The following is a 20,653-nucleotide window of genomic DNA, read 5'->3' as shown; positions in this document are numbered from 1 at the left end:
ATTAAACCCCACTTATTTTGATACCGATAAAAATTAAAACGAAAATTAGTGTACCGATAAATGCTACGACATCCTGTCTGCCATACAACAAAATACGATACTTTGTTCGTGATGCTGCATCCTTGAAACCACGAATTTCCATCGCGTTGGCAAGATCAAGAGCACGCTGTAAGGCCCCAACAAATAAGGGAATCAAGAGCGGTACAATAGCACGAGCTCGTTTGATGGGTCCACCAGTCGAAAAACTCATGCCTCGTGATTTCTGCGCATTCATAATTTTTTGTGTTTCATCCATTAAAAGTGGCACAAAACGTAATGCAATTGACAACATCAACGCCAACTCCGCAACTGGCACATGAATTTTATTAAGTGGGGCCAATAATGACTCTAATGCGTTGGCAATGCTAGTTGGTGGTGTACTTAATGTCATAATAGTTGACATCAAAATAATCAATGTAAACCGAATCATAACGTAAATAGCATTTAAAATACCTGGCCATGTCACTTGAAGTGGTCCAACATGCAACACAACAGGTGTTCCTGGCGTTAAAAATAACTGCAAAACGACAGTAAATAAGATGAGCCAAAAAATCGGTTTTAATCCATCCCAATAAAGTTTAAAAGGCTGTTGTGTCAATCTTATTGCCAAAACCACAAAAACAGCTGACAGTGCATAGGTGCCCCATGATGAGGCAAATAGCATCACAAAAATGAACACAAAAGTTACAATCATTTTCGTTCGTGGATCTAATCGGTGTACCCAAGAAGATCCCGGCACAAAACGACCAATCATAATATTATTCATGCTCGTATTCCTCATTTATCATGGTTGCCAATTCAGCTAAGGTTAATGGTCGCCGACTGAGTGACACACCATTAGCACGTAATTGCTCGGCAAATTGTCCTGCACGTGGTAAGTCCAAATTCACACTTTTAAACCAGTCAATGTCGCGATTGAATACATCAGCCGGGGTTCCTTGTGCCGCAACATGACCGTCCTGCATGACAATCACTTGGTCAGCAACTGATACAACATGATCCATTTGATGCGAAATAAAAACAACTAGTTTTCCCGCTTCTTTTAAATTGCTCACCAATGCCAGCAGTTCTGCCTGTCCCTTAGGATCCAAACCAGCGGCTGGCTCGTCCATAACCACAATATCTGGATTACTAGCCAAAGCACCAGCCATTGCAACACGGCGCATTTGACCACCCGATAATTCAAAGGGTGACTTTTGCCACAAATTTTCGGCTACATTTACCATTTTTAAAGCTGATTGTGCGGACTGTTTAGCCTCATCAGTTTTATAGCCAAAGTTCAATGGTCCATACATCACATCTTCCAAAACTGTGTTTGCAAATAATTGGTTTTCGGGAAATTGAAACACCATCCCAACTTTTGCCCGCAACTTCGTTAATTGCTTTTCTTTAGTGGTATTTGTCACAATTAAATCATCCACAATGACTTGACCCGTTGTCGGTTTTAACAAACCGTTTAAATGCTGAATCAACGTGGATTTGCCGGAACCAGTTTGCCCAATAATAGCAGTTACTTGGTGGTCCGCAATCGTAATATTGATGTCGTGCAAAATAGGATTGGCCAGAGTTGTGCCGGCACCATAACTAAAATTTACTTGTTCGAAGGTGATAGCCAATGTATTAATTCTCTCTCATCCAAATATTTTTCTGGTTTAACGGTCAACCGCGCTGTTAGTTCACCGGCAAACGGTAGCTCTAAGCCATTATCATGCATGGTTTGTGATTTTGAAAAAACAACATCTGGGCTGCCATCTAAAATAAGCCGTCCATCATTAATAACGACGATACGGTCTGCCAACGCAGCCTCGTCCATATCATGCGTAATTGTAATCAATGTCAATTCTGCACCAAATTGCGCCTTTAGGTTCTGAAGTGTGGTCATGATGGTCGCCCGTCCTTCTGGGTCCAACATGGCAGTGGCCTCATCCAGAATAATAATCTTTGGTCCCAAAGCTAAAACGCTGGCTAAGGCCACACGTTGCTTCTGCCCACCTGATAAAGTATGTGGTTCACGCTCTTTGAAATTTTCCATGCCCACAGTGTGAAGTGCTTCATCAATTCTTTGTGGCATTTCATCACTGGGCAACTCAATATTTTCCAAACCAAATGCCACATCATCAGCAACTGTTGCGCCAACAAATTGATTATCTGGATTTTGAAATACCATCCCAATCTGGGCGCGAATATCATTGACACTATCAACGGTTAGACGTTCACCAAAAACATCGATATCCCCACCGTTGGCAACGATTAAGCCAACAATTAATTTTGCCAAGGTTGATTTACCGGAACCGTTATGGCCGACAAGAGCCACCCATTCACCGGCTTCAACCGATAAATTGAAACCATCAAAGAGATCCTGATCATCATATTGATATGTTAAATTGTTAATTGTGATTGCTTTAGTCATTATCCTATATTTTACCACATTTTTCTGTCAAAAATAGTTTATGCCATATCCAATATTTATACAATGTAATTCACAAAGAAATTATCTCATAAACCTAGTAAATTAAGCTAAACTAGTCTATACTAAAAAGAGTAAAATACTAATAAATTAGAAATTTCACAAAGGGAGTATTTCATGACAGAAAAAAATATTGTCATCGTTGGTGCCGGATTTGGTGGCGTTTTTGCTGCAAAAACACTATCTAAGAAGTTGAAAGGTCACAAGGATTACAACATTATCCTCATTGATAAACATTCATATTTTACTTATATGACTGAATTGCATGAGGTGGCATCACAACGTGTTAAACCAAAGCACGTACAAGAAGACTTAGAACATCTTTTCTATCAAAATAAGAATGTTAAGTTGCTCACAGCTGAAGTTAATGGTATTGATAAAAACGCCAAAACCGTTTCAACAACTGAAGGTGATATTCCTTATGAGAAGTTAGTATTAGCTGTTGGCGGTCAATCCAATGATTTTGGTACTCCTGGTGTCAAGGAACATGGTTTTGAATTATGGTCAATGGAAGAATCATTGGCAATTCGTTCGCACATTGAACACACAATTGGTCAAGGCGCTGCCGAACTTGATCCCTCTAAGCGTGAAAAAATGCTAACCATCGCCGTTGTCGGGTCCGGTTTCACTGGTGCTGAATTAATGGGTGAATTTATTGAACAACGCAGAGTATTGGCGCAAACTTATAAATTATCCGAAAGTGAAATTAAGTTAGTCTTACTTGAAGCTTCACCATCAATTTTGAACATGCTTAAGGATCGTAAATTAGCGGATAAAGCCTTTAAATATATGGAAAACAACGGTGTCGACATTCGCTTAGGTGCGCGTGTCACTGGTGTGACTGAAGATGGTGTCGTATTTGCTGATGACTCGACGTTGCCAACAAAATCATTGATTTGGACGGCCGGTGTTAAAGCAAAATCATTCATCTCTGATTGGGGATTCAAGTATGGTCGCGGTGGTCGTATCGAAGCAGACGACTACATGCATGCAACCAAAGATGATGATACACCCGAAAAAGATATCTACGTTGCCGGTGATACATTATCATACGTAGATGACAAAACTGGGCCAGTACCACAAACTGTCGAAGGTGCTGAAAGTGCTGCACGTGCTGCTGCCATCAACATTCTTGCAGACTTAGGCTTTGGTAAATCAAAGACTTTTGCTGAAGCTGTTAAATATCATGGCTTTGCTGTTTCGATTGGTTCCCACTACACGGTTGCAAGTCTAATGGGATTGAACTTCTCAGGATTTTTTGCAAGTATCGCCAAGCACGGCATCAACTTATTCTTTTACTCACAAATTCGTTCTGCTTATTCTATTTTCCACTATTTGATGGATGAATTTTTCAGAACAGAGGATGGTCGTAATCCTTTCAAAGGCAGCATATCAAGATTAGGCAATGTACTTTGGTCAACACCGCTTCGCCTCTTCCTTGGATTCTTCTGGATTTTAGCAGCATTGGGCAATATTGGTAGCCTCAATGAGTTGTTCTGGCAACACGGATTTGCTAGCTTCTTAGAAATTATTACAGGTGCCGGCCTTTTCCTTGGTTTGTTCACTTGGCCATTAGGTCTTTTATCAATTATCCTCACAATCGTTGCTTGGTCAACAAACGGATTCGACATGACACACTGGTTTATTATTTTGAGTAGTTTAGCTGTTATGAACGGTTCAGGTCGTGGATTTGGGCTTGATTTCTACGTTGTCCCATTCTTACAAAAGACTCTCGGTGGTCTTTGGTACGGAAAAGCCAAATCAACATATAATGAACTTGAAAAATAAGTTATAATAATAAAGTGCGAGAATGTGCGTTCTCGCACTTTGTACATATTAATGAAAAGAGATTTCCATGGCCACGCCATCCCTTCCAACTATATGGGATTCTTTCCCAGAACTAAACGAACCATTACAAGCGGTATTAACCAAAATGTCAAACAGTTGGCGAATTGGTTTTTCAGAAATTGACAATGCAATTCGTTCACAATTAAACGCTGGTAAACTTGTCCGACCCGCTTTGACACTCTTATTTTCTGAATTAACTGCGCAACCTTACAACAAAAAAGCTATTGCCCTCGGTGCAAGCGTCGAATTGTTACATCTAGCAACGTTAATTCATGATGATATCATTGATGAATCCAAACTGCGACGTGGCTTTGAAAGTATTCAATCGCAATTTGGTAAAGATACCGCAGTCTACGCAGGGGATTATTTGTTGACGGGTATGTTCTCTCTTCTGAGTGAAGCCGATGATACTGGCGCAGACAAACTTGCTTTAAGCGCGCTGCAAGATATTTTATTTGGCGAGCTCAGCCAAAAACAAAATCGCTATCAAACTAATATCACTTTCCAAAGCTATATTTCACAAATCAGCGGTAAAACCGCTGCATTATTTAAGTTAAGCGTTATGTTTGGTATCAGTAGCGACAGTGTAGATGATCCCAATCTCAAACAAATTGTTCCTCAAATCGGTGAAACACTAGGTATTGTCTTTCAATTATTAGATGATTATCTTGATTTTGAAGTCTTATCAAAGAATTTGGCACTAGGCAAACCAATTGGTCAAGATATTAAGAATGGTATTTATACCGCGCCAATTCTATTTGCTCTAGAAGACAGTACAATCCACAATGAGTTGATTAGTCTTCTTCAACTTCGCGATGACATTTCTGATACTGAACTTAAACGTGTTCATACCCTCGTAGATAGTAGTGCAGCAATGAGTCGCCTTAACTCCTTGCTAGTTAAATACAATGAGGAACTAAATCTATTAATTGATCAGTTACCACAACAAAATATTAAAACTCAAATCGAACAATTAAGCGACATCTTGTTGAATCGTCAATATTAATGGTTACAAAAAACACTCAAAGCATTAAATGCTTTGAGTGTTTTTATTACAATTGATTAATCAACGAGCTCCAAGATGACCAATTGAGCGGCGTCGCCACGACGTTGGACAGTCTTGAGAATTCGTGTATAACCACCATTACGTTCGGCAAAGCGAGGGGCAACATCATCAAAAAGCTTTTGCAAAGCTGATTGAACCTTGACATTGTCACCATCTTCGATAACATCCGCAACTTCATTGCGGACAAAGGCAGCAGCTTGACGACGAGCAGCCAAGTCACCACGCTTACCTAATGTAATCATCTTATCAGTCGTTTTACGCACTTCTTTTGCGCGGGCTTCTGTTGTCGTAATACGACCATTGATCAAAAGATCAGTAGTCAAATCACGTAACATAGCCTTACGTTGTGAAGACGTACGACCCAATTTACGATATGGCATTGGTGAATCCTCCTTTATAGTAGTTTAAAAACATGTGTTAATCTTCCTTGCGGAATCCCAAGTTCATTTCTGTGAGCTTTTCCTGGATTTCGTCAAGTGATTTCCGACCGAGATTACGCACTTTCATCATGTCAGCTTCAGTGCGATCTGTCAACTCCACGATGGTGTTGATACCGGCCCGTTTGAGACAATTATAAGAACGAACAGACAAATCCAAATCTTCAATTGGTGCAGAATCAGATGCACTAACTGCAACTGGCTCTGCCTCAACCATAACGCTGGCTTCTGCAGCTACTGGTGAGATGTCCATAAACAAGTTCAAATGCTCTGCTAAAATTTTAGCACCTAAGCTGAGCGCATCACTTGGTTTGATGGAACCATTTGTCCAAATATCAAATGTGAGTTTATCATAATCGTCACGTGCACCAACACGTGTGTTCTCAACTTGATAGTTAACACGTTCAATTGGTGTATAAATCGAATCAACCGCCAAAACACCGATAGGCATTTCATCGCGTAATTTTTTGTTTTCATCTGCTGACGTATAACCGCGGCCTTTAACTGCCGTGACTGTCATATGCAGTGACTTACCTGCTGCCACAGTAGCGATATGCAAATCAGGATTGAGCACTTCAACGTCTGCGCCACCCTGCAAATCTGCAGCTGTCACATCAGCTGGACCTTGAACATCAATTTCAAGAGAGCGCTCATCATCAGAATCGATCGCCAACACAACTTTCTTAAGATTTAAGATAATTTGTGTGACATCTTCAACTACGCCGTCCACAGTTGAAAACTCGTGAACCACGCCGTCAATTTGTACCGTGTTAACGGCTGCGCCTGGAAGCGAAGATAGTAAGATACGACGTAAAGAGTTACCTAATGTCGTACCATATCCCCGTTCAAGAGGCTCTATGACAAACTTGCCATAGCGGGCATCCTCTTCGATGTTATGAATATTTGGCTTTTCAAATTCAATCATCTGTAAATTCTTACCCCTTCTTTCACAGCAAGAGCAATGAAATTCAATTAAACACGACGACGCTTTGGTGGGCGTGATCCGTTGTGGGGAACTGGTGTAACATCTTTAATAGATGTCACTTCCAAGCCCGCTGCTGCCAAAGCACGGATTGCTGATTCACGACCAGAACCTGGGCCTTTAACAGTTACTGCAACTGTGCGCATGTTCATTTCCATGGCACCTTTTGCTGCAGCTTCTGCTGCCATTTGTGCAGCGAACGGTGTCGACTTACGACTTCCTTTGAAGCCAAGTGCACCTGCTGATGACCAAGCAACTGCGTTACCTTGAACATCTGTAATCATGACGATGGTGTTGTTGAATGTTGAATGGATGTGAGCCACACCAGCTTCAATATTCTTCTTCACACGACGCTTACGCGTTGTACGACCTGCCATTTGTTTGCCTCCTTTTCAATACTTTATATATAATTTCTCGGGTTAACAGATTGTTAACCAACATTACGCAACTATGGTTGCGATAATCATGTGCCGTATCGATGAGGATACAACCAGAAAAAGTATATTACTTTTTCTTACCAGCAATTGCTTTAGCTGGGCCTTTACGTGTACGAGCGTTGTTTTTCGTGTTTTGTCCACGAACTGGCAAGCCCTTACGATGACGAATGCCACGGTACGAAGCGATTTCTTGCAACGATTTGATATCAAGTGATACCTTACGGCGCAAGTCACCTTCAAGTTGCAAATTCAACTTGTCAACTGTTGCACGGATAGCGTCTTCTTGGTCTGATGTCAAATCGCGAACGCGAACGTCTTCAGACACACCAGCTTCAGCTAGAACCTTTTGTGCAGTAGTATTACCGATTCCGTAGATGTATGTTAAGCCAATGACAATTCGCTTGTCACGTGGCAAATCAATACCTGCAATACGAGCCATAACAATTTACCTCCTTTAGTATTTTGAAAACGACAATTATGTCCTTATTCAATCAATAATTAATGCGCGATAATTACTTACCAGCGCGTTGCTTGTGCTTTGGGTTAGCAGAGCAGATGATCATTGTTCGACCATTGCGCTTGATAACACGACAAGCATCACACATCTTTTTAACTGATGGGCGTACTTTCATAATCTATTCCTCCTATTCGGTTAACTGATTATTCCAAATCTTTCCTTATCGGAAACGATAAGTAATACGACCCTTAGTTAAGTCGTATGGTGACATTTCAACAGTGACGCGATCACCTGGCAATATTCTGATAAAGTTCTTACGAATTTTTCCAGAAACATGTGCCAAAATCACAGCACCATTTTCGAGTTCTACTTGGAACATCGCATTTGGTAAAGTTTCTTTCACCTTACCTTCAATTTCAATGACATCATTGGCCACGCACTCAACCTCCTGTGCTTATCATGTTCTACATTGTTGATAAGTGCCTAACCTATCAAATTATACCAGAAATAATGGTATTTCTCAATGACATTTCAGATAATTAATCTAAGTTATCTAAAACTTCCTTAACATCACGATACACGTCAGCAAGTTGGCGACCTCCATCGATGGTGTGCAACACACCAGCACGTTGGTAATAATCTACCAAAGGCAAGTTGGCCGCTTTATTAACGGCTAAGCGGTTATCAATTACCTCAGGCGTATCATCTGCACGTCCACGTCCCAAAAGACGTTGACGCAATAATGAGTCAGAAACTTCAAAGTATAGTGTTGCTGAAACTGCCTGATTATTATCAGACAGGTAGCTATCCAAAAATTCAGCTTGTGCTTCATTACGAGGATAACCGTCAAGCATAAATCCAGCTTCTTCAACATCACTTTGACTCAAACGGTCAGCAACCATAGCATTCGTAATTTCATCGGGAACTAAGTCACCAGCATCCATGAATTCACGAGCTTTTTGACCTAATTCTGTGTTATTGGCCAAATTAGTACGGAAAATATCTCCAGTACTAATATGAACCACAGGATAGTCCTTCACGATGAAGTCTGCCTGTGTACCTTTCCCGGCACCAGGTAATCCCAATAAAATCAAATTCTTAGCCATTGATTGCCTCCCGAGCTGCTAATTGATCTTTTGTAATAAATCCAACATAATTCTTTTTCTGCATTAAACCATCGATTTGACGAATCAAATCCAGTGCAACACCTATTGAAATCAATAGACTAGTGCCACCCAAACCGATTTTCTCGTTTAATCCCCACACGTCAGATGCAATCAATGGTACTAATGCGACAACACCCAAGAAAATTGAACCAACAAAGCTCAAGTTTAATAGAAGTTTTGAAACAAAAGCTTTCGTTTGATCACCAGGTCGAACACCAACAATGTAAGCCCCTTGTTTCTGTAGATTTTCAGCTAACTTTTCAGGGTTAACTTGAACAAACGCGTAAAAATATGTGAAAACGACAATTAACACAGTGTAAAGTATTGCTCCGGGTAAAGTCGTCATGCTAAATATTTGTTGCATAACTTGATACCATTGAGCAGAAGAATATTTATCTTGAAAGGCCAACAACACTGTTTGCGGCGTGCTAATAAATGATGAGGCAAAGATGACAGGAATCACACCTGAAACATTGACTTTCAAAGGTAAATACGCTTCGCTACCATACGAAGTAGCCGAACGTGTGTACTGCATTTGTAAACGGCGTGTGCCTTCATATGACCATGTTGTAAACGCAACAACCAAAACCATTGCTACTAACAACACAATCATAAACACCCAACCATTTAATACTTCACCATTACCAGCTTGTAAAATATTTTCTTTGAAAATTTCATACAAACCTTCTGGCGCTTGCGCGATAATACCTGCAAAAATAATCATAGAAACACCGTTTCCAAGACCTTTTTCAGTAATCATCTCACCCAGCCACATCGCAAAAAACGTTCCAATCGTCATGACCGAACCGATCACAATAAAAGACATCACGTTATTTGTTTGGCTAACTAATCCATAGGAAGACAGTGAATTAAATCCTGCCGTAATACCCACAGATTGAACAAAAGCAAGCACAAGTGTCAACCAACGTGTGGCGTTGTTCAACTTTCGCCGACCAACTTCACCTTGCTTACTCCATTCAACAAAGCGAGGCACGATATCTAATTGCAAAAGTTGCACAACAATTTGTGCCGTCACGTATGGTGAAACACCCATAGCAAACAATGAGTAATTCATCAAGCCACCACCAGAAAAGATGTTCAAAATGTTCATCAATCCTGAGTTAGCCATATCAGACATAGCAGCAGGATTAACACCTGGCACAGTGATGTGTGTTCCAATTCTGTATATAAACAAAATCAAAAATGTCCATCCCAGCTTTTTGCGTATGTCTTTTTCACGTACTGCATTAAATAACGTGCTAAGCATTAAAGTACCTCAGTTGACCCACCGGCTTGTTCAATAGCAGCAACAGCTGCTGCTGAAAACTTATGTGCCTTCACAGTCAACTTCTTTTCAAGTTGACCTACAGCCAAAATTTTAATACCTGACTTTTGATTCTTAACAATACCGTTTTCAATCAAAAGTGCTGGTGTAATTTCAGTGCCATCATCAAAGCTGTTCAACTTATCCAAGTTAACAACTGCAAATTCCTTACGTGAAATGTTAGTAAATCCACGTTTTGGAATACGACGGTACAAAGGCATTTGACCACCTTCAAAACCCAAACGCACTTTTCCACGAGCCTTTTGACCCTTTTGACCACGTCCGGATGTTTTACCGTTTCCAGATGATGTACCACGACCAACACGGTTACGTACGTGACGTGAGCCAGCAGCTGGTTGTAATTCGTTCAAATTCATCTTTCGGTACCTCCTATTTTAATGTGTAATTACTTAACTTCTTCAACGTTAACTAAGTGAGCAATATGGAAAATTGCACCACGTGTAGCTTCGTTGTCAGGCTTCACCACTGAACTAGATACGCGACCAAGTCCAAGAGACTTAACAATCGCGCGTTGCTTAGGTAAGCGATGAACCGCACTCTTAATCAAAGTGATTTTCAAATCTGCCATTTTATCGCTCCTTATTCAGCTAAGTGTTCCAAAGAAACACCACGCAACTTAGCAACTTCTTCGGCATCTTTCAAGCTTGTTAGCGCATCGAAAGTTGCACGAATAACGTTAACTGGTGTTGATGAACCAAGTGACTTAGCAGTCACATCAGCAATACCTGCAAGTTCCATAACAGAACGTGCAGCACCACCGGCAGCAACACCAGATCCTTCTTCGGCTGGCTTGACCAAAATCTTACCGCCGCCCCATTCGCCAAGGACTTCATGAGGAATAGTTGTAGCAACTGTTGGCACAGTGATCAACTTACGCTTAGCATCTTCAATAGCCTTGCGGATAGCTTCAGGAACTTCTTGTGCTTTACCAGTACCAAAACCAACGTGTCCTTGCTTGTCACCAACGACAACCAACGCTGCAAAACGCAAGCGACGACCACCCTTAACAACCTTTGTGACACGGTTAATAGCAACCACGTTCTCTTCTAATTCACCAAGTGACTTAGGATTAACGAATTCAACCATTTTAATATTCCTCCTTTCCTTAGAACTTCAAACCGTTTTCACGGGCTGATTCTGCTAGTGCTTGAACACGTCCATGATAAACGTAACCACCACGATCAAAGACAACTTCTTCAACCTTTGCGGCTTTACCACGTGCGGCGATCAATTCACCAACTTTAACTGCTTGTTCAGTCTTTGATCCCGTTACTTCGGCATCATGACTTGAGGCACTTGCTAGCGTTACACCCGCTACGTCATCAATTAATTGAGCGTAGATGTTTGCATTAGAACGGAAAACGTTCAAACGTGGGCGAGCAGCAGTACCAGAGATTTTTCCACGTACACGCTTGTGGCGCTTTACGCGAAGCTTATTCTTATCTGGTTTTGAAATCATAGCTGTGCTTTCCTTTTCTTATGGCTTATGCCATTTTAAAATATTTTTTAACAGAACTTGTACTACTAGCAGTAAATACTTACTTACCAGTCTTACCTTCCTTACGACGAACAACTTCACCTTCGTAACGAATACCTTTACCTTTATAAGGTTCTGGTGAACGAACGGCACGAATTTCAGCTGCTAAATCGCCGACTTTTTGCTTTGAAATACCTGAAATTTTAATTGTCAAAGCATCTGGTACTTCAACAGTTAACGCTTCACGATCTTCAAAGACAACTGGGTGAGAATAACCAACACTCAAAGTCAACTTTGAACCTGACTTTGCAGCACGGTAACCAACACCAACAAGTTTCAATGTCTTTGTGAATCCTTCAGATACACCTTCGACCATGTTTGCAACGTTGGCACGTGTAGTACCATGCAAAGCTTTGGTCTTGTTGTCGTCACTTTCACGTGTGAAAGAAACTTCAGTCCCTTCAACATTCATTGTGATTGCTGAAACGATTTCACGTGACAATTCACCCTTTGGTCCTTTAACTGTAACAACTGCACCTTCTTGAGATACAGTTACATCAGCAGGCAATGTGATTGTTTTGTTTCCAATACGGCTCATGGTAAGTCTCCTTTCTTAGATATATTACCAAACGTAGGCGAGTACTTCGCCGCCAACTTGCTTTGAACGAGCTTCTTTGTCAGTGATCACACCGGCAGAAGTTGAGATAATAGCAATTCCCAAACCATTCAAAACCTTTGGCAATTCTTCAGCCTTAGCATACTTACGCAAACCTGGCTTTGAGATACGCTTAATACCAGTAATCACACGATTACGGTCTTCTCCGTACTTGAGAAATACACGGATAACACCTTGCTTGTTGTCATCAATATATTCCACATCGCGGATGAAACCTTCTGATTTCAAGATTTCAGCGATACTCTTTTTAATTTTTGATGCTGGAATTTCAACAACTTCGTGATGTGCCAAGTTGGCATTACGAATGCGTGTCAATAAATCAGCAATTGGATCAGTCATAGACATCTATCGATATCCTCCTTTAAATTTTGAACGTAATCATGCAAAATGACACGCTCTTAACTATTATAGACTATTTTAGTCGATAACAGTTAAAAACGCGTCACTCATTTAGAGTAACAACATTTTTATTCACTAATTACTTAGTAAATGGCATTCCCAATTGTGTTAACAACTCACGACCTTCTTCGTCGTTTTGAGCAGTTGTAACAATAACAATGTCCAAACCGCGAACACGGTTAACTTTGTCAAAATCAATTTCTGGGAAAATCAATTGTTCACGAATACCCAAAGTGTAGTTACCACGGCCATCAAAAGCCTTTGATGATACACCACGGAAATCACGAACACGAGGCAATGAAATGTTGATCAACTTGTCTAAGAAGTCATACATACGTTCACCACGTAGTGTTACCTTAGTTCCGATTGACATACCTTCACGCAAACGGAAACCAGCGATTGACTTCTTTGCCTTTGTGATAACTGGTTGTTGTCCAGCAATCAACTTCAATTCTTCAACCGCTTCATCCAAGTTCTTTGAGTTTGAAACTGCATCACCAACACCCATGTTCAAGACAATTTTATCAATCTTTGGGGCTTGCATTGATGATTTGAAGTTAAACTTTTCGATCAAAGCAGGTTGAACTTCATTAACATATTTTTCTTTTAAAGCGTTAGCCATGAAAATGATTTCACCTTTCGATATTAGCCTAGTACGTTACCAGACTTTTTAGATACGCGAACTTTCTTGCCATCTTCCACTTTGAACCCAACACGTGTTGGTTCATTAGTTGAAGGGTCAAGCAATTGCACGTTAGAAACATGGATAGGTGCTTCGATATCGATAACACCACCTTGTGGATATTCGTTAGAAGGCTTTTGATGCTTCTTAACGATGTTCACGCCTTCGACAACGACGCGATCTTTTCCAGCAACAGTCTTAGTGATTGTGCCTTCTTTTCCCTTGTCTTTGCCGGCAATGACGCGAACCTTATCACCTGTTTTTACAAACATGATTTGGCTCCTCCTTGTCAGTATTAGAGCACTTCTGGTGCCAATGAAACAATACGCATGTAGTCGTTGTCACGTAATTCACGTGCAACTGGACCAAAAATACGCGTACCAACTGGTGATTTGTCGTCCTTCACGATAACAGCGGCATTTTCATCAAAATTAATGTATGAGCCATCTGCACGACGAACGTCAGATACAGTACGAACGATAACAGCCTTAACGACGTCACCCTTCTTTACGTTACCACCAGGGATAGCTTGCTTAACTGTTGCAACGATCATGTCGCCAACACCTGCAAACTTACGGCCTGAACCACCGAGCACTTTAATCGTCAAGATTTCACGTGCGCCAGAGTTATCAGCCACTTTTAAACGACTCTCTTGTTGAATCATGGTTCTTCCTCCTTGTTAGCAATTAATTACGACGTTTTGGGTCGAACATTAAAGAATAACAGCCTCTTCAACGATCTTAACCAAACGGAAGTGCTTAGTTGCAGACAAAGGACGTGTTTCCATGATTTGAACAATATCGCCTTGCTTGGCACTATTGTTTTCATCATGGGCCTTGAACTTCTTTGTGTACTTGACACGCTTACCATAGACGGCGTGTGTTAAATAAGTATCAACAGCGACAGTAATTGTCTTGTCCATCTTATCTGAAACAACGCGTCCTTGGTAAACCTTACGAGTATTACGTTCTTCACTCATTTTTCAGCTTCTTCCTTTCGTCTTATTTGTTGGCGTTTGCCAATTCTTGTGCACGAATAACTGTCTTAACTCGTGCAATGTCCTTACGAACTTGTGCGATACGCGCCGTGTTTTCCAATTGACCAGTAGCCAATTGGAAACGAAGGTTGAACAATTCTTCCTTGAATTCGGCTTCGCGCTTTTGCAAATCCGCAAGTGACAATTCTTTCAATTCACTTGCTTTAGCCATTATTCAGCCTCCCGAGCAATAATCTTCGTACGTACAGGCAACTTATGTTGTGCCAAACGCAATGCTTCACGTGCAGTTGCTTCAGGAACACCTGCCACTTCAAACATTACTTTGCCACGCTTAACAGGTTCAACCCATCCTTCGGGAGCACCCTTACCGTTACCCATTCGAACACCAACACCTTTTGATGTATATGACTTGTGAGGGAAGATTTTAATCCAAACCTTACCACCACGCTTCATATAACGTGTCATTGCAATACGAGCAGCTTCAATTTGACGGTTAGTGATCCAGCTTGATGTTGTTGCTTGCAAGCCAAAGTCACCAAATGTCACCGTCTTGCCACCTTTAGCTTCGCCACGCATGTGACCACGGTGTACACGACGGAATTTAACACGCTTTGGTACTAACATGTTTGCTTCCCTCCTTACTTACTGTTTTTCTTTTGTGGTAAAACATCACCACGGTAAATCCAAGTCTTGATACCCAAGTTACCATAAGCAGTCATTGCTTCATCCCATGAGTAGTCAATGTCTGCACGTAAAGTATGCAAAGGAACAGTTCCTTCAGTATATTGTTCAATACGGGCAATATCTGCACCGTTCAAACGACCTGAAACCATAACTTTGATACCCTTGGCACCGGCACGAGTAGCACGTTGAATGGCACCGCGCATTGCGCGACGGAAAGCCACACGGCGTTCCAAATCACCAGCAATTTGTTGTCCAACCAAATGTGCACTCAAGTCAGGCTTCTTGATTTCAACGATATTAATGAAAACACGCTTTGAACGACCCTTTTCATCTTTATCTGTCAATTTTGCCAATTGAGTACGAAGTTTTTCAACTTCTGACCCACCCTTACCAATTACCATTCCAGGCTTGGCAGTGTGGATTGAAACGTCAACACGTGACTTAGTGCTGCGTTCAATTTCAATGCGATCAACTGAGGCATCAGCTAAATTCTTTTCGATGTACTTACGAATACGCAAGTCTTCGTGAAGTTGGTTAGCATAATCAGCCTTGTCAGCAAACCACTTTGCGTCCCAGTCGCGAATAACGCCAACACGGAACCCAGTAGGGTTAATCTTTTGACCCATTACTTTGCCTCCTTCTCAGCAACCACAATTGTAATGTGGCTTGTACGCTTGTTGATAGGTGAAGCAGAACCTTTGGCACGTGGACGGAAACGCTTTAGCGTTGGTCCTTCGTTCGCGAAGGCTTCCTTCACAATAAGATCTTCTCTGTCTAGTGAGAAGTTGTTTTCAGCATTAGCAACTGCTGAGTTCAAAACCTTGTAAATATCTTCAGTAGAAGTATTAGGTAGGAACTTCAAAATTGCGTATGCTTCGTTAACGCTCTTACGGCGAATAGTGTCAAGAACTAAGCGTGCCTTACGTGGGGCAACGCGAACGATCTTAGCAGTCGCGCGAGCTGATGTAACTTGTTCAGCCATTTTTCACTTCCTCCTTATTTACCAGTCTTTTTATCGTCGTTCTTGTGTCCCTTGAACGTACGAGTTGGTACGAATTCACCTAACTTGTGACCGACCATATCTTCTTGCACATATACTGGAACGTGCTTGCGACCATCATAAACGGCAATTGTAAAGCCGATGAAGCTTGGGAAGATTGTTGAACGACGTGACCAAGTTTTGATCACTGATTTCTTTTCAGAATCAACTTGCGCTTCAATCTTCTTAAGCAAGTGTGGGTCCGCAAATGGTCCCTTTTTTAAACTACGAGCCATTAGTTGTCTCCTTTCCCTTACTTACTCTTACGACCGCGAACGATGAACTTTGTTGAAGCCTTCTTCTTATCGCGAGTCTTCTTACCGGCAGTCTTCTTACCCCATGGTGACATAGGACTTGGACGACCAACTGGTGCTTTACCTTCACCACCACCGTGTGGGTGATCGTTAGGGTTCATAACTGATCCACGAACATGTGGACGCTTTCCACGCCAACGGTTACGACCAGCTTTACCCCAGTTAATCAATGAATGCTCTGCGTTACCAACTTCACCAATTGTGGCGCGGTTAGTAGCCAAGACCAAACGTACTTCACCTGAAGTTAATCGAACAATGATGTACTTGCCATCACGTCCCAGAATTTGTGCTGATGTACCTGCTGAACGAGCCAATTGACCACCCTTACCAGGCTTTAATTCGATATTATGAATCAAAGTACCTTCAGGAATAGCACTCAATGGCAAGGCATTGCCGGGCTTAATGTCGGCATCAGGACCAGATTGAACTTTATCGCCAACCTTCAATCCCTTTGGCGCCAAGATATATGACTTAATACCATCTTCATATACCAACAAAGCAATGTTAGCTGTGCGATTTGGATCGTATTCGATAGCCTTAACAGTAGCTGTCTTGTCATCTTTAATACGCTTGAAGTCTACGATACGGTAGGCTTGCTTGTGTCCACCAGCATGGTGGCGAACTGTCATACGGCCTGATGCATTACGTGCACCAGTCTTTGACTTTTTAGCCAACAAACTCTTCTCGGGCGTTGTCTTAGTGATTTCAGCAAAATCTGAAGTCGTCATATTACGACGTCCGTTAGAGGTTGGCTTATATTTCTTGATAGCCAATGTCTTATCCTCCTATTTAGAATTAACCTTCGTTAAAGATTTGAATATCTTTTGAATCTTTTGACAACGTGACAGTTGCCTTCTTCAACTTACGTGTGTAACCAACATAACGACCTTGGCGCTTGAGCTTACCACGAACGTTTGCTGTGTTGAGACCTGAAACTTTAACATTAAAGATTTCTTCGATAGCTTTCTTGATTTCAGGCTTTTTCGCGCGAGTATCTACTTCGAAGACATAACGCTTACGTTCTGTTTGCGCCATTGAAGCTTCGGTGATGATAGGGCGACGGATAATATCGCGTGCATCCATTAGGCAAGACCTCCTTGGATTTCTTCGATTGATGATTGAACAATCACCAGCTTATCTGCATTAACAACGTCAAGTACGTTGATACCCTTTGTTGTCATAACTTGAACATTAGCCAAGTTACGTGCTGACAAGATTGCGTTTTCATTGTCTTCATCAACAACTACTAATGTCTTTGTGTCAGCTGACAAGTTAGCCAAAACTTTTTTAAAGTCTTGTGTCTTTGGTGCTTCAAATGACAAAGCATCAACAACGACCAACTTGTTATCAGCAACTTTTTGCGAAAAAACTGACTTCAAAGCCAATTGATAAGCTTTACGGTTGATACGATAAGCGTATGAACGAGGTGTAGGACCAAAAACAATACCACCGCCACGGAACTGAGGCTCACGGATTGAACCAGCACGTGCACGACCAGTACCCTTTTGCTTCCAAGGCTTACGACCACCACCAGAAACAGCAGAGCGGTTCTTGACAGCATGTGTACCTTGACGCAATGATGCACGTTGCATCAATACTGCATCTGTAATAACGGCGTTGTTAGGTTCGATGGCGAAAACTGCGTCATTCAATTCGATTTCAGCAGCTTGACTACCATCTTGCTTTAATACAGCAACTTTAGTCATGATTGATTGTTCTCCTTTCTATATAGTTTGGATTAAGCTTCTTCTGAATCAGCGGCAGGTGCAGATACACCAGCCATTTTGATTTCAGGATGCTTTGCATTAACTTTAACAGTTGATTTGATTGTCAAAAGTGACTTGTTAGCGCCGGGAACATTTCCCTTCAATAGCAAGAGGTTATTTTCAACATCAACATGTACAATGGCAACATTTTGCATTGTGCGCTTGTTGTTACCCATACGACCTGGCAAGAGCTTACCCTTGAAGACGCGGTTAATAATCGCACCCATTGAACCAGGACGACGGTGATAACGTGAGCCGTGGGCCATAGGTCCACGAGACTGACCAAGACGCTTAATTGAGCCTTGGAAGCCATGTCCTTTTGTGATGCCCGTTACGTCGACGTATTCCCCTGCTTGGAATGTATCCACTTTGATTTCATCCCCTGCGTTAAATTCGCCTTCCGCGTCGCGGACTTCACGAACGTAGCGCTTAGGGGTCGTGTTTGCTTTTGAAGCGTGACCTTGTTCAGGTTTGTTTGACAAAACTGCACGTTTGTCTTGGTAACCGAGTTGAATAGCACTATAACCGTCTGTTTCTGCATTTTTTACTTGCAAAACGACGTTTGGTGTTGCTTCAACTACGGTAACTGCGATCAATTCGCCAGATTCTGTGAAAACCTGAGTCATACCGACTTTGCGGCCTAAGATACCTTTAGTCATGACTAATCTCCTTAATTATTTTGCTTGACTTATTTTTTGTCTCTAAGTTGAGACGCGAAGTTATATCCGTTAAGATTACAACTTGATTTCGATCGCAACACCTGATGGCAATTCAAGTTTACGCAATGCGTCAACTGTCTTGTCAGTAGGGTTCACAATGTCGATCAAACGCTTGTGCGTGCGCATTTCAAATTGTTCACGGCTATCCTTGTGCTTATGTGGTGAACGTAGAATTGTATACAATGTACGTTCAGTTGGCAATGGGATAGGACCAGCAATTTCTGCGCCCGTACGCTTAGCCGTTTCAACAATTTTTTCTGCTGATTGGTCTAAGATGCGGTGTTCGTATGCCTTCAAACGGATACGGATCTTCTTTTGTGCCATTATTTCGTGCCTCCTCGTTGATTTTGTAAATCAGCTAACTTCGATTAAAAACCGACAACACTGCTTGTGTTTTGCGCGCCCATGGCAACGCGGCCGCGCGTGTCGCAACCTTAATCATCATCGCTAAACATTGATACACCAGGCTTTCGGTAGGTTTATATGTCTACTGTTCCAAAAGCGTACTTAAATATAATAACAGAAAAACCCCTGCATTGCAAGGGTTTTGTACGATATTTCTTAATTATCAATAAAACAGTTTTCGTAATCCATTCATAACTTTATTTCCCAGTAATTCAACTTTGAATAACCTGAATGCCTGTTGTCGTAAGGTATCAAATACAAATACTAATCCGTATGTCAAAATTGCAAAAACGGGATATAAAATGCTGTTTAAGTAAAGTAGATGAGTTGTTTCATTCATTGGTAGATGATGCACAAAATTAAACAATTCATGAACGATATAGACCGCAAATGCCACACTAGCTGTTTTGTTTATCGCCTTACTATAAAAGGGTTTAAAGTTCATCATCACCACAAATAATAATACTGCGCTCACAAGAGGCATTGGACCGTAAGTGAAATCTACCCAAAATATCATTAGACAGTAAGTAAACGCTAAAGATATCATTAACCATAGCAAAGGATGTTTGATTGAAGTGCCAAACTTTTTAATATATATGCCAATTAAAAATGGACTAATAATATAGCCTAAGGCATTTCCCTGTCCCACATTGAAGTTAGTATTCGTGTACATCGCCAAGCTACTAAAAATAGTCACAGCTACAATAAGATAACTCAATTTTTGTTTTGATATTTTTGAAGTAACCGCTGTAATAAACGGCGCTAATACCATCAACATGACGAAGGCTTGAAAAAACCATAAAGTACCTAATGAGAACGGAAATATATCAGTCAAAATCTGTCGGATCAAACCTCTATTTGTCATAGAACCAAAAAAATTTGCAGGATTAATAATTTCAAAAATAGCTGTCAAAGCACCGTAAAACCACACCTCCGTCCACAACATCCACACCTTTTTGAACGACTTAGAAACTGTCATAATTTTCCCCGCAGAGAAATAGCCAGTAATTAAAACAAACAACGCCACCCCTATTTTTCCATACGGTCTGTAAAAATACACACCAATGATATTTAAAAGTTGTTCTAATGAGTTTGGAACTAATATAGGAGTTGATACAAAATTAATGTGGTACTTAATAATAGTCGGATCAATATATTGTGTTGAAGCAAAACTCAGATGATGCATCACAATCAAAATCATGGCTACTATACGTGCCAGTTCAATACGACTATCTCTCACTTTCACCACCA

Annotated in this window: 34 protein-coding genes; 2 read left to right on the top strand and 32 right to left on the bottom strand. The window is 41.2% G+C overall.

The features are described from left to right. Position 1: 1 nt before the first annotated feature. The 3 genes from IEU65_RS08455 to IEU65_RS08445 are packed head-to-tail and all read right to left on the bottom strand — an operon-like array spanning position 2 to position 2,449. Positions 2–805, bottom strand: a complete 804-nt coding sequence (locus IEU65_RS08455) for an energy-coupling factor transporter transmembrane component T family protein (protein WP_010293123.1) — start codon at positions 803–805, stop codon at positions 2–4. Then, on the bottom strand, positions 798–1,655 hold the full coding sequence (locus IEU65_RS08450) for an energy-coupling factor transporter ATPase (RefSeq protein ID WP_010293125.1): 858 nt from the start codon (positions 1,653–1,655) through the stop codon (positions 798–800). Before IEU65_RS08450 ends, IEU65_RS08455 begins: the two co-directional genes overlap by 8 nt. Further along, complete coding sequence (locus IEU65_RS08445; RefSeq protein ID WP_010293126.1) at positions 1,631–2,449, bottom strand: energy-coupling factor transporter ATPase; 819 nt, start codon at positions 2,447–2,449, stop codon at positions 1,631–1,633. Before IEU65_RS08445 ends, IEU65_RS08450 begins: the two co-directional genes overlap by 25 nt. A 174-nt stretch (positions 2,450–2,623) precedes the next feature. On the opposite strand from IEU65_RS08445, the gene IEU65_RS08440 reads away from it, so the two are divergent. Both IEU65_RS08440 and IEU65_RS08435 read left to right on the top strand, forming a co-directional pair. Next, positions 2,624–4,294: an NAD(P)/FAD-dependent oxidoreductase gene (locus IEU65_RS08440; protein WP_010293128.1), complete on the top strand. Its 1,671-nt coding sequence runs from the start codon at positions 2,624–2,626 to the stop codon at positions 4,292–4,294. Positions 4,295–4,361: 67 nt separating this feature from the next. Then, positions 4,362–5,360, top strand: coding sequence for a polyprenyl synthetase family protein (locus IEU65_RS08435; protein ID WP_010293134.1), 999 nt, complete (start codon positions 4,362–4,364; stop codon positions 5,358–5,360). Between the two features lie 56 nt (positions 5,361–5,416). Here the strand turns inward: IEU65_RS08435 and rplQ are convergent, their stop codons facing one another. The 29 genes from rplQ to IEU65_RS08290 form a co-directional block, all read right to left on the bottom strand. Next, entirely contained in the window at positions 5,417–5,800 is a 384-nt protein-coding gene (rplQ, locus tag IEU65_RS08430) for a 50S ribosomal protein L17 (RefSeq protein WP_004899394.1), read from the bottom strand. Between the two features lie 37 nt (positions 5,801–5,837). Further along, a complete protein-coding gene (locus tag IEU65_RS08425; protein WP_004911224.1) occupies positions 5,838–6,782 on the bottom strand; it encodes a DNA-directed RNA polymerase subunit alpha in 945 nt (314 codons plus the stop codon). Positions 6,783–6,829: 47 nt separating this feature from the next. Continuing rightward, complete coding sequence (gene rpsK / locus IEU65_RS08420) at positions 6,830–7,216, bottom strand: 30S ribosomal protein S11 (RefSeq protein WP_004899402.1); 387 nt, start codon at positions 7,214–7,216, stop codon at positions 6,830–6,832. 127 nt (positions 7,217–7,343) lie between these two features. Further along, the gene (gene rpsM, locus IEU65_RS08415; RefSeq protein WP_002816010.1) at positions 7,344–7,715 is read right to left on the bottom strand and encodes a 30S ribosomal protein S13; all 372 of its coding nucleotides are present in this window, start codon (positions 7,713–7,715) and stop codon (positions 7,344–7,346) included. 73 nt (positions 7,716–7,788) lie between these two features. Next, the gene (rpmJ, locus tag IEU65_RS08410) at positions 7,789–7,908 is read right to left on the bottom strand and encodes a 50S ribosomal protein L36 (protein ID WP_002816013.1); all 120 of its coding nucleotides are present in this window, start codon (positions 7,906–7,908) and stop codon (positions 7,789–7,791) included. A gap of 45 nt (positions 7,909–7,953) precedes the next feature. Beyond that, positions 7,954–8,169: a translation initiation factor IF-1 gene (infA, locus tag IEU65_RS08405; protein WP_002816015.1), complete on the bottom strand. Its 216-nt coding sequence runs from the start codon at positions 8,167–8,169 to the stop codon at positions 7,954–7,956. Between the two features lie 103 nt (positions 8,170–8,272). Then, positions 8,273–8,839: an adenylate kinase gene (locus tag IEU65_RS08400; protein WP_010296127.1), complete on the bottom strand. Its 567-nt coding sequence runs from the start codon at positions 8,837–8,839 to the stop codon at positions 8,273–8,275. Further along, the gene (secY, locus tag IEU65_RS08395) at positions 8,832–10,166 is read right to left on the bottom strand and encodes a preprotein translocase subunit SecY (RefSeq protein WP_147651110.1); all 1,335 of its coding nucleotides are present in this window, start codon (positions 10,164–10,166) and stop codon (positions 8,832–8,834) included. Before secY ends, IEU65_RS08400 begins: the two co-directional genes overlap by 8 nt. Then, complete coding sequence (gene rplO, locus IEU65_RS08390) at positions 10,166–10,600, bottom strand: 50S ribosomal protein L15 (RefSeq protein ID WP_004911235.1); 435 nt, start codon at positions 10,598–10,600, stop codon at positions 10,166–10,168. The genes secY and rplO overlap by 1 nt, the downstream gene beginning before the upstream one ends. Positions 10,601–10,629: 29 nt before the next feature. Beyond that, the gene (rpmD, locus tag IEU65_RS08385; protein WP_004911238.1) at positions 10,630–10,812 is read right to left on the bottom strand and encodes a 50S ribosomal protein L30; all 183 of its coding nucleotides are present in this window, start codon (positions 10,810–10,812) and stop codon (positions 10,630–10,632) included. 11 nt (positions 10,813–10,823) lie between these two features. Further along, a complete protein-coding gene (rpsE, locus tag IEU65_RS08380; protein WP_004911239.1) occupies positions 10,824–11,330 on the bottom strand; it encodes a 30S ribosomal protein S5 in 507 nt (168 codons plus the stop codon). A 19-nt stretch (positions 11,331–11,349) separates the two neighbouring features. Continuing rightward, entirely contained in the window at positions 11,350–11,703 is a 354-nt protein-coding gene (rplR, locus tag IEU65_RS08375; protein ID WP_004911242.1) for a 50S ribosomal protein L18, read from the bottom strand. 79 nt (positions 11,704–11,782) lie between these two features. Further along, on the bottom strand, positions 11,783–12,319 hold the full coding sequence (gene rplF / locus IEU65_RS08370) for a 50S ribosomal protein L6 (RefSeq protein WP_004911247.1): 537 nt from the start codon (positions 12,317–12,319) through the stop codon (positions 11,783–11,785). A 24-nt stretch (positions 12,320–12,343) separates the two neighbouring features. Beyond that, positions 12,344–12,742, bottom strand: a complete 399-nt coding sequence (gene rpsH / locus IEU65_RS08365; RefSeq protein WP_010280531.1) for a 30S ribosomal protein S8 — start codon at positions 12,740–12,742, stop codon at positions 12,344–12,346. 133 nt (positions 12,743–12,875) lie between these two features. Further along, positions 12,876–13,418, bottom strand: a complete 543-nt coding sequence (rplE, locus tag IEU65_RS08360) for a 50S ribosomal protein L5 (protein ID WP_004911253.1) — start codon at positions 13,416–13,418, stop codon at positions 12,876–12,878. Positions 13,419–13,441: 23 nt separating this feature from the next. Further along, positions 13,442–13,750 (bottom strand): 50S ribosomal protein L24, encoded by a 309-nt coding sequence (gene rplX, locus IEU65_RS08355; RefSeq protein ID WP_002816025.1) that lies wholly within the window; start codon positions 13,748–13,750, stop codon positions 13,442–13,444. Between the two features lie 23 nt (positions 13,751–13,773). Then, positions 13,774–14,142: a 50S ribosomal protein L14 gene (rplN, locus tag IEU65_RS08350; protein ID WP_004911257.1), complete on the bottom strand. Its 369-nt coding sequence runs from the start codon at positions 14,140–14,142 to the stop codon at positions 13,774–13,776. A 48-nt stretch (positions 14,143–14,190) separates the two neighbouring features. Next, positions 14,191–14,457, bottom strand: coding sequence for a 30S ribosomal protein S17 (gene rpsQ / locus IEU65_RS08345; protein WP_004911259.1), 267 nt, complete (start codon positions 14,455–14,457; stop codon positions 14,191–14,193). Positions 14,458–14,479: 22 nt separating this feature from the next. Continuing rightward, on the bottom strand, positions 14,480–14,686 hold the full coding sequence (rpmC, locus tag IEU65_RS08340) for a 50S ribosomal protein L29 (RefSeq protein WP_002816028.1): 207 nt from the start codon (positions 14,684–14,686) through the stop codon (positions 14,480–14,482). Further along, positions 14,686–15,099 (bottom strand): 50S ribosomal protein L16, encoded by a 414-nt coding sequence (gene rplP / locus IEU65_RS08335; protein ID WP_002816029.1) that lies wholly within the window; start codon positions 15,097–15,099, stop codon positions 14,686–14,688. The genes rpmC and rplP overlap by 1 nt, the downstream gene beginning before the upstream one ends. A gap of 14 nt (positions 15,100–15,113) precedes the next feature. Further along, positions 15,114–15,785, bottom strand: coding sequence for a 30S ribosomal protein S3 (gene rpsC, locus IEU65_RS08330; RefSeq protein WP_004911266.1), 672 nt, complete (start codon positions 15,783–15,785; stop codon positions 15,114–15,116). Then, on the bottom strand, positions 15,785–16,141 hold the full coding sequence (gene rplV, locus IEU65_RS08325; RefSeq protein WP_004911267.1) for a 50S ribosomal protein L22: 357 nt from the start codon (positions 16,139–16,141) through the stop codon (positions 15,785–15,787). Before rplV ends, rpsC begins: the two co-directional genes overlap by 1 nt. Before the next feature lie 14 nt (positions 16,142–16,155). Then, positions 16,156–16,434 carry a 30S ribosomal protein S19 gene (gene rpsS / locus IEU65_RS08320; RefSeq protein ID WP_002816034.1) on the bottom strand — a complete coding sequence of 93 codons (279 nt, stop codon included), beginning with the start codon at positions 16,432–16,434 and terminating at the stop codon, positions 16,156–16,158. Between the two features lie 17 nt (positions 16,435–16,451). After that, a complete protein-coding gene (gene rplB / locus IEU65_RS08315) occupies positions 16,452–17,285 on the bottom strand; it encodes a 50S ribosomal protein L2 (RefSeq protein ID WP_010296466.1) in 834 nt (277 codons plus the stop codon). Between the two features lie 22 nt (positions 17,286–17,307). Further along, on the bottom strand, positions 17,308–17,595 hold the full coding sequence (rplW, locus tag IEU65_RS08310) for a 50S ribosomal protein L23 (protein WP_010296468.1): 288 nt from the start codon (positions 17,593–17,595) through the stop codon (positions 17,308–17,310). Beyond that, complete coding sequence (gene rplD / locus IEU65_RS08305; protein WP_010296470.1) at positions 17,595–18,218, bottom strand: 50S ribosomal protein L4; 624 nt, start codon at positions 18,216–18,218, stop codon at positions 17,595–17,597. Before rplD ends, rplW begins: the two co-directional genes overlap by 1 nt. A gap of 32 nt (positions 18,219–18,250) precedes the next feature. Next, complete coding sequence (rplC, locus tag IEU65_RS08300; RefSeq protein ID WP_010296472.1) at positions 18,251–18,937, bottom strand: 50S ribosomal protein L3; 687 nt, start codon at positions 18,935–18,937, stop codon at positions 18,251–18,253. Between the two features lie 75 nt (positions 18,938–19,012). Continuing rightward, positions 19,013–19,321 carry a 30S ribosomal protein S10 gene (gene rpsJ, locus IEU65_RS08295; protein ID WP_002816040.1) on the bottom strand — a complete coding sequence of 103 codons (309 nt, stop codon included), beginning with the start codon at positions 19,319–19,321 and terminating at the stop codon, positions 19,013–19,015. Between the two features lie 244 nt (positions 19,322–19,565). After that, complete coding sequence (locus IEU65_RS08290; protein ID WP_010292941.1) at positions 19,566–20,651, bottom strand: acyltransferase family protein; 1,086 nt, start codon at positions 20,649–20,651, stop codon at positions 19,566–19,568. Positions 20,652–20,653 lie beyond the last annotated feature (2 nt).

The sequence above is a fragment of the Leuconostoc pseudomesenteroides KCTC 3652 genome, from assembly GCF_014634745.1.
GTDB classification, from domain to species: Bacteria; Bacillota; Bacilli; order Lactobacillales; family Lactobacillaceae; genus Leuconostoc; species Leuconostoc pseudomesenteroides.
This window is presented reverse-complemented; position numbering and strand designations above follow the sequence as displayed.

What these genes read in the sequence shown, in the direction of transcription:
- rplP (WP_002816029.1), bottom strand. Translation starts at nt 15,099, where the DNA reads ATGTTAGTACCAAAGCGTGTTAAATTCCGTCGTGTACACCGTGGTCAC.
- rpsM (WP_002816010.1), bottom strand. Translation starts at nt 7,715, where the DNA reads ATGGCTCGTATTGCAGGTATTGATTTGCCACGTGACAAGCGAATTGTC.
- rpmJ (WP_002816013.1), bottom strand. Translation starts at nt 7,908, where the DNA reads ATGAAAGTACGCCCATCAGTTAAAAAGATGTGTGATGCTTGTCGTGTT.
- rplD (WP_010296470.1), bottom strand. Translation starts at nt 18,218, where the DNA reads ATGACTAAAGTTGCTGTATTAAAGCAAGATGGTAGTCAAGCTGCTGAA.
- rpsH (WP_010280531.1), bottom strand. Translation starts at nt 12,742, where the DNA reads ATGTCTATGACTGATCCAATTGCTGATTTATTGACACGCATTCGTAAT.
- rpsK (WP_004899402.1), bottom strand. Translation starts at nt 7,216, where the DNA reads ATGGCAGGTCGTACAACGCGTAAGCGTCGTGTGAAGAAGAATATTGAA.
- rplR (WP_004911242.1), bottom strand. Translation starts at nt 11,703, where the DNA reads ATGATTTCAAAACCAGATAAGAATAAGCTTCGCGTAAAGCGCCACAAG.
- IEU65_RS08435 (WP_010293134.1), top strand. Translation starts at nt 4,362, where the DNA reads ATGGCCACGCCATCCCTTCCAACTATATGGGATTCTTTCCCAGAACTA.
- rpsJ (WP_002816040.1), bottom strand. Translation starts at nt 19,321, where the DNA reads ATGGCACAAAAGAAGATCCGTATCCGTTTGAAGGCATACGAACACCGC.
- rplV (WP_004911267.1), bottom strand. Translation starts at nt 16,141, where the DNA reads ATGGCTGAACAAGTTACATCAGCTCGCGCGACTGCTAAGATCGTTCGC.
- rplE (WP_004911253.1), bottom strand. Translation starts at nt 13,418, where the DNA reads ATGGCTAACGCTTTAAAAGAAAAATATGTTAATGAAGTTCAACCTGCT.
- rpmD (WP_004911238.1), bottom strand. Translation starts at nt 10,812, where the DNA reads ATGGCAGATTTGAAAATCACTTTGATTAAGAGTGCGGTTCATCGCTTA.
- rpsQ (WP_004911259.1), bottom strand. Translation starts at nt 14,457, where the DNA reads ATGAGTGAAGAACGTAATACTCGTAAGGTTTACCAAGGACGCGTTGTT.
- rpmC (WP_002816028.1), bottom strand. Translation starts at nt 14,686, where the DNA reads ATGGCTAAAGCAAGTGAATTGAAAGAATTGTCACTTGCGGATTTGCAA.
- rpsS (WP_002816034.1), bottom strand. Translation starts at nt 16,434, where the DNA reads ATGGCTCGTAGTTTAAAAAAGGGACCATTTGCGGACCCACACTTGCTT.
- rplO (WP_004911235.1), bottom strand. Translation starts at nt 10,600, where the DNA reads ATGAATTTGAACGAATTACAACCAGCTGCTGGCTCACGTCACGTACGT.
- rplF (WP_004911247.1), bottom strand. Translation starts at nt 12,319, where the DNA reads ATGAGCCGTATTGGAAACAAAACAATCACATTGCCTGCTGATGTAACT.
- rplC (WP_010296472.1), bottom strand. Translation starts at nt 18,937, where the DNA reads ATGACTAAAGGTATCTTAGGCCGCAAAGTCGGTATGACTCAGGTTTTC.
- rpsC (WP_004911266.1), bottom strand. Translation starts at nt 15,785, where the DNA reads ATGGGTCAAAAGATTAACCCTACTGGGTTCCGTGTTGGCGTTATTCGC.
- rplW (WP_010296468.1), bottom strand. Translation starts at nt 17,595, where the DNA reads ATGGATGCACGCGATATTATCCGTCGCCCTATCATCACCGAAGCTTCA.
- IEU65_RS08400 (WP_010296127.1), bottom strand. Translation starts at nt 8,839, where the DNA reads ATGGCTAAGAATTTGATTTTATTGGGATTACCTGGTGCCGGGAAAGGT.
- IEU65_RS08440 (WP_010293128.1), top strand. Translation starts at nt 2,624, where the DNA reads ATGACAGAAAAAAATATTGTCATCGTTGGTGCCGGATTTGGTGGCGTT.
- secY (WP_147651110.1), bottom strand. Translation starts at nt 10,166, where the DNA reads ATGCTTAGCACGTTATTTAATGCAGTACGTGAAAAAGACATACGCAAA.
- rplN (WP_004911257.1), bottom strand. Translation starts at nt 14,142, where the DNA reads ATGATTCAACAAGAGAGTCGTTTAAAAGTGGCTGATAACTCTGGCGCA.
- IEU65_RS08455 (WP_010293123.1), bottom strand. Translation starts at nt 805, where the DNA reads ATGAATAATATTATGATTGGTCGTTTTGTGCCGGGATCTTCTTGGGTA.
- IEU65_RS08445 (WP_010293126.1), bottom strand. Translation starts at nt 2,449, where the DNA reads ATGACTAAAGCAATCACAATTAACAATTTAACATATCAATATGATGAT.
- rplX (WP_002816025.1), bottom strand. Translation starts at nt 13,750, where the DNA reads ATGTTTGTAAAAACAGGTGATAAGGTTCGCGTCATTGCCGGCAAAGAC.
- rpsE (WP_004911239.1), bottom strand. Translation starts at nt 11,330, where the DNA reads ATGGTTGAATTCGTTAATCCTAAGTCACTTGGTGAATTAGAAGAGAAC.
- IEU65_RS08425 (WP_004911224.1), bottom strand. Translation starts at nt 6,782, where the DNA reads ATGATTGAATTTGAAAAGCCAAATATTCATAACATCGAAGAGGATGCC.
- rplQ (WP_004899394.1), bottom strand. Translation starts at nt 5,800, where the DNA reads ATGCCATATCGTAAATTGGGTCGTACGTCTTCACAACGTAAGGCTATG.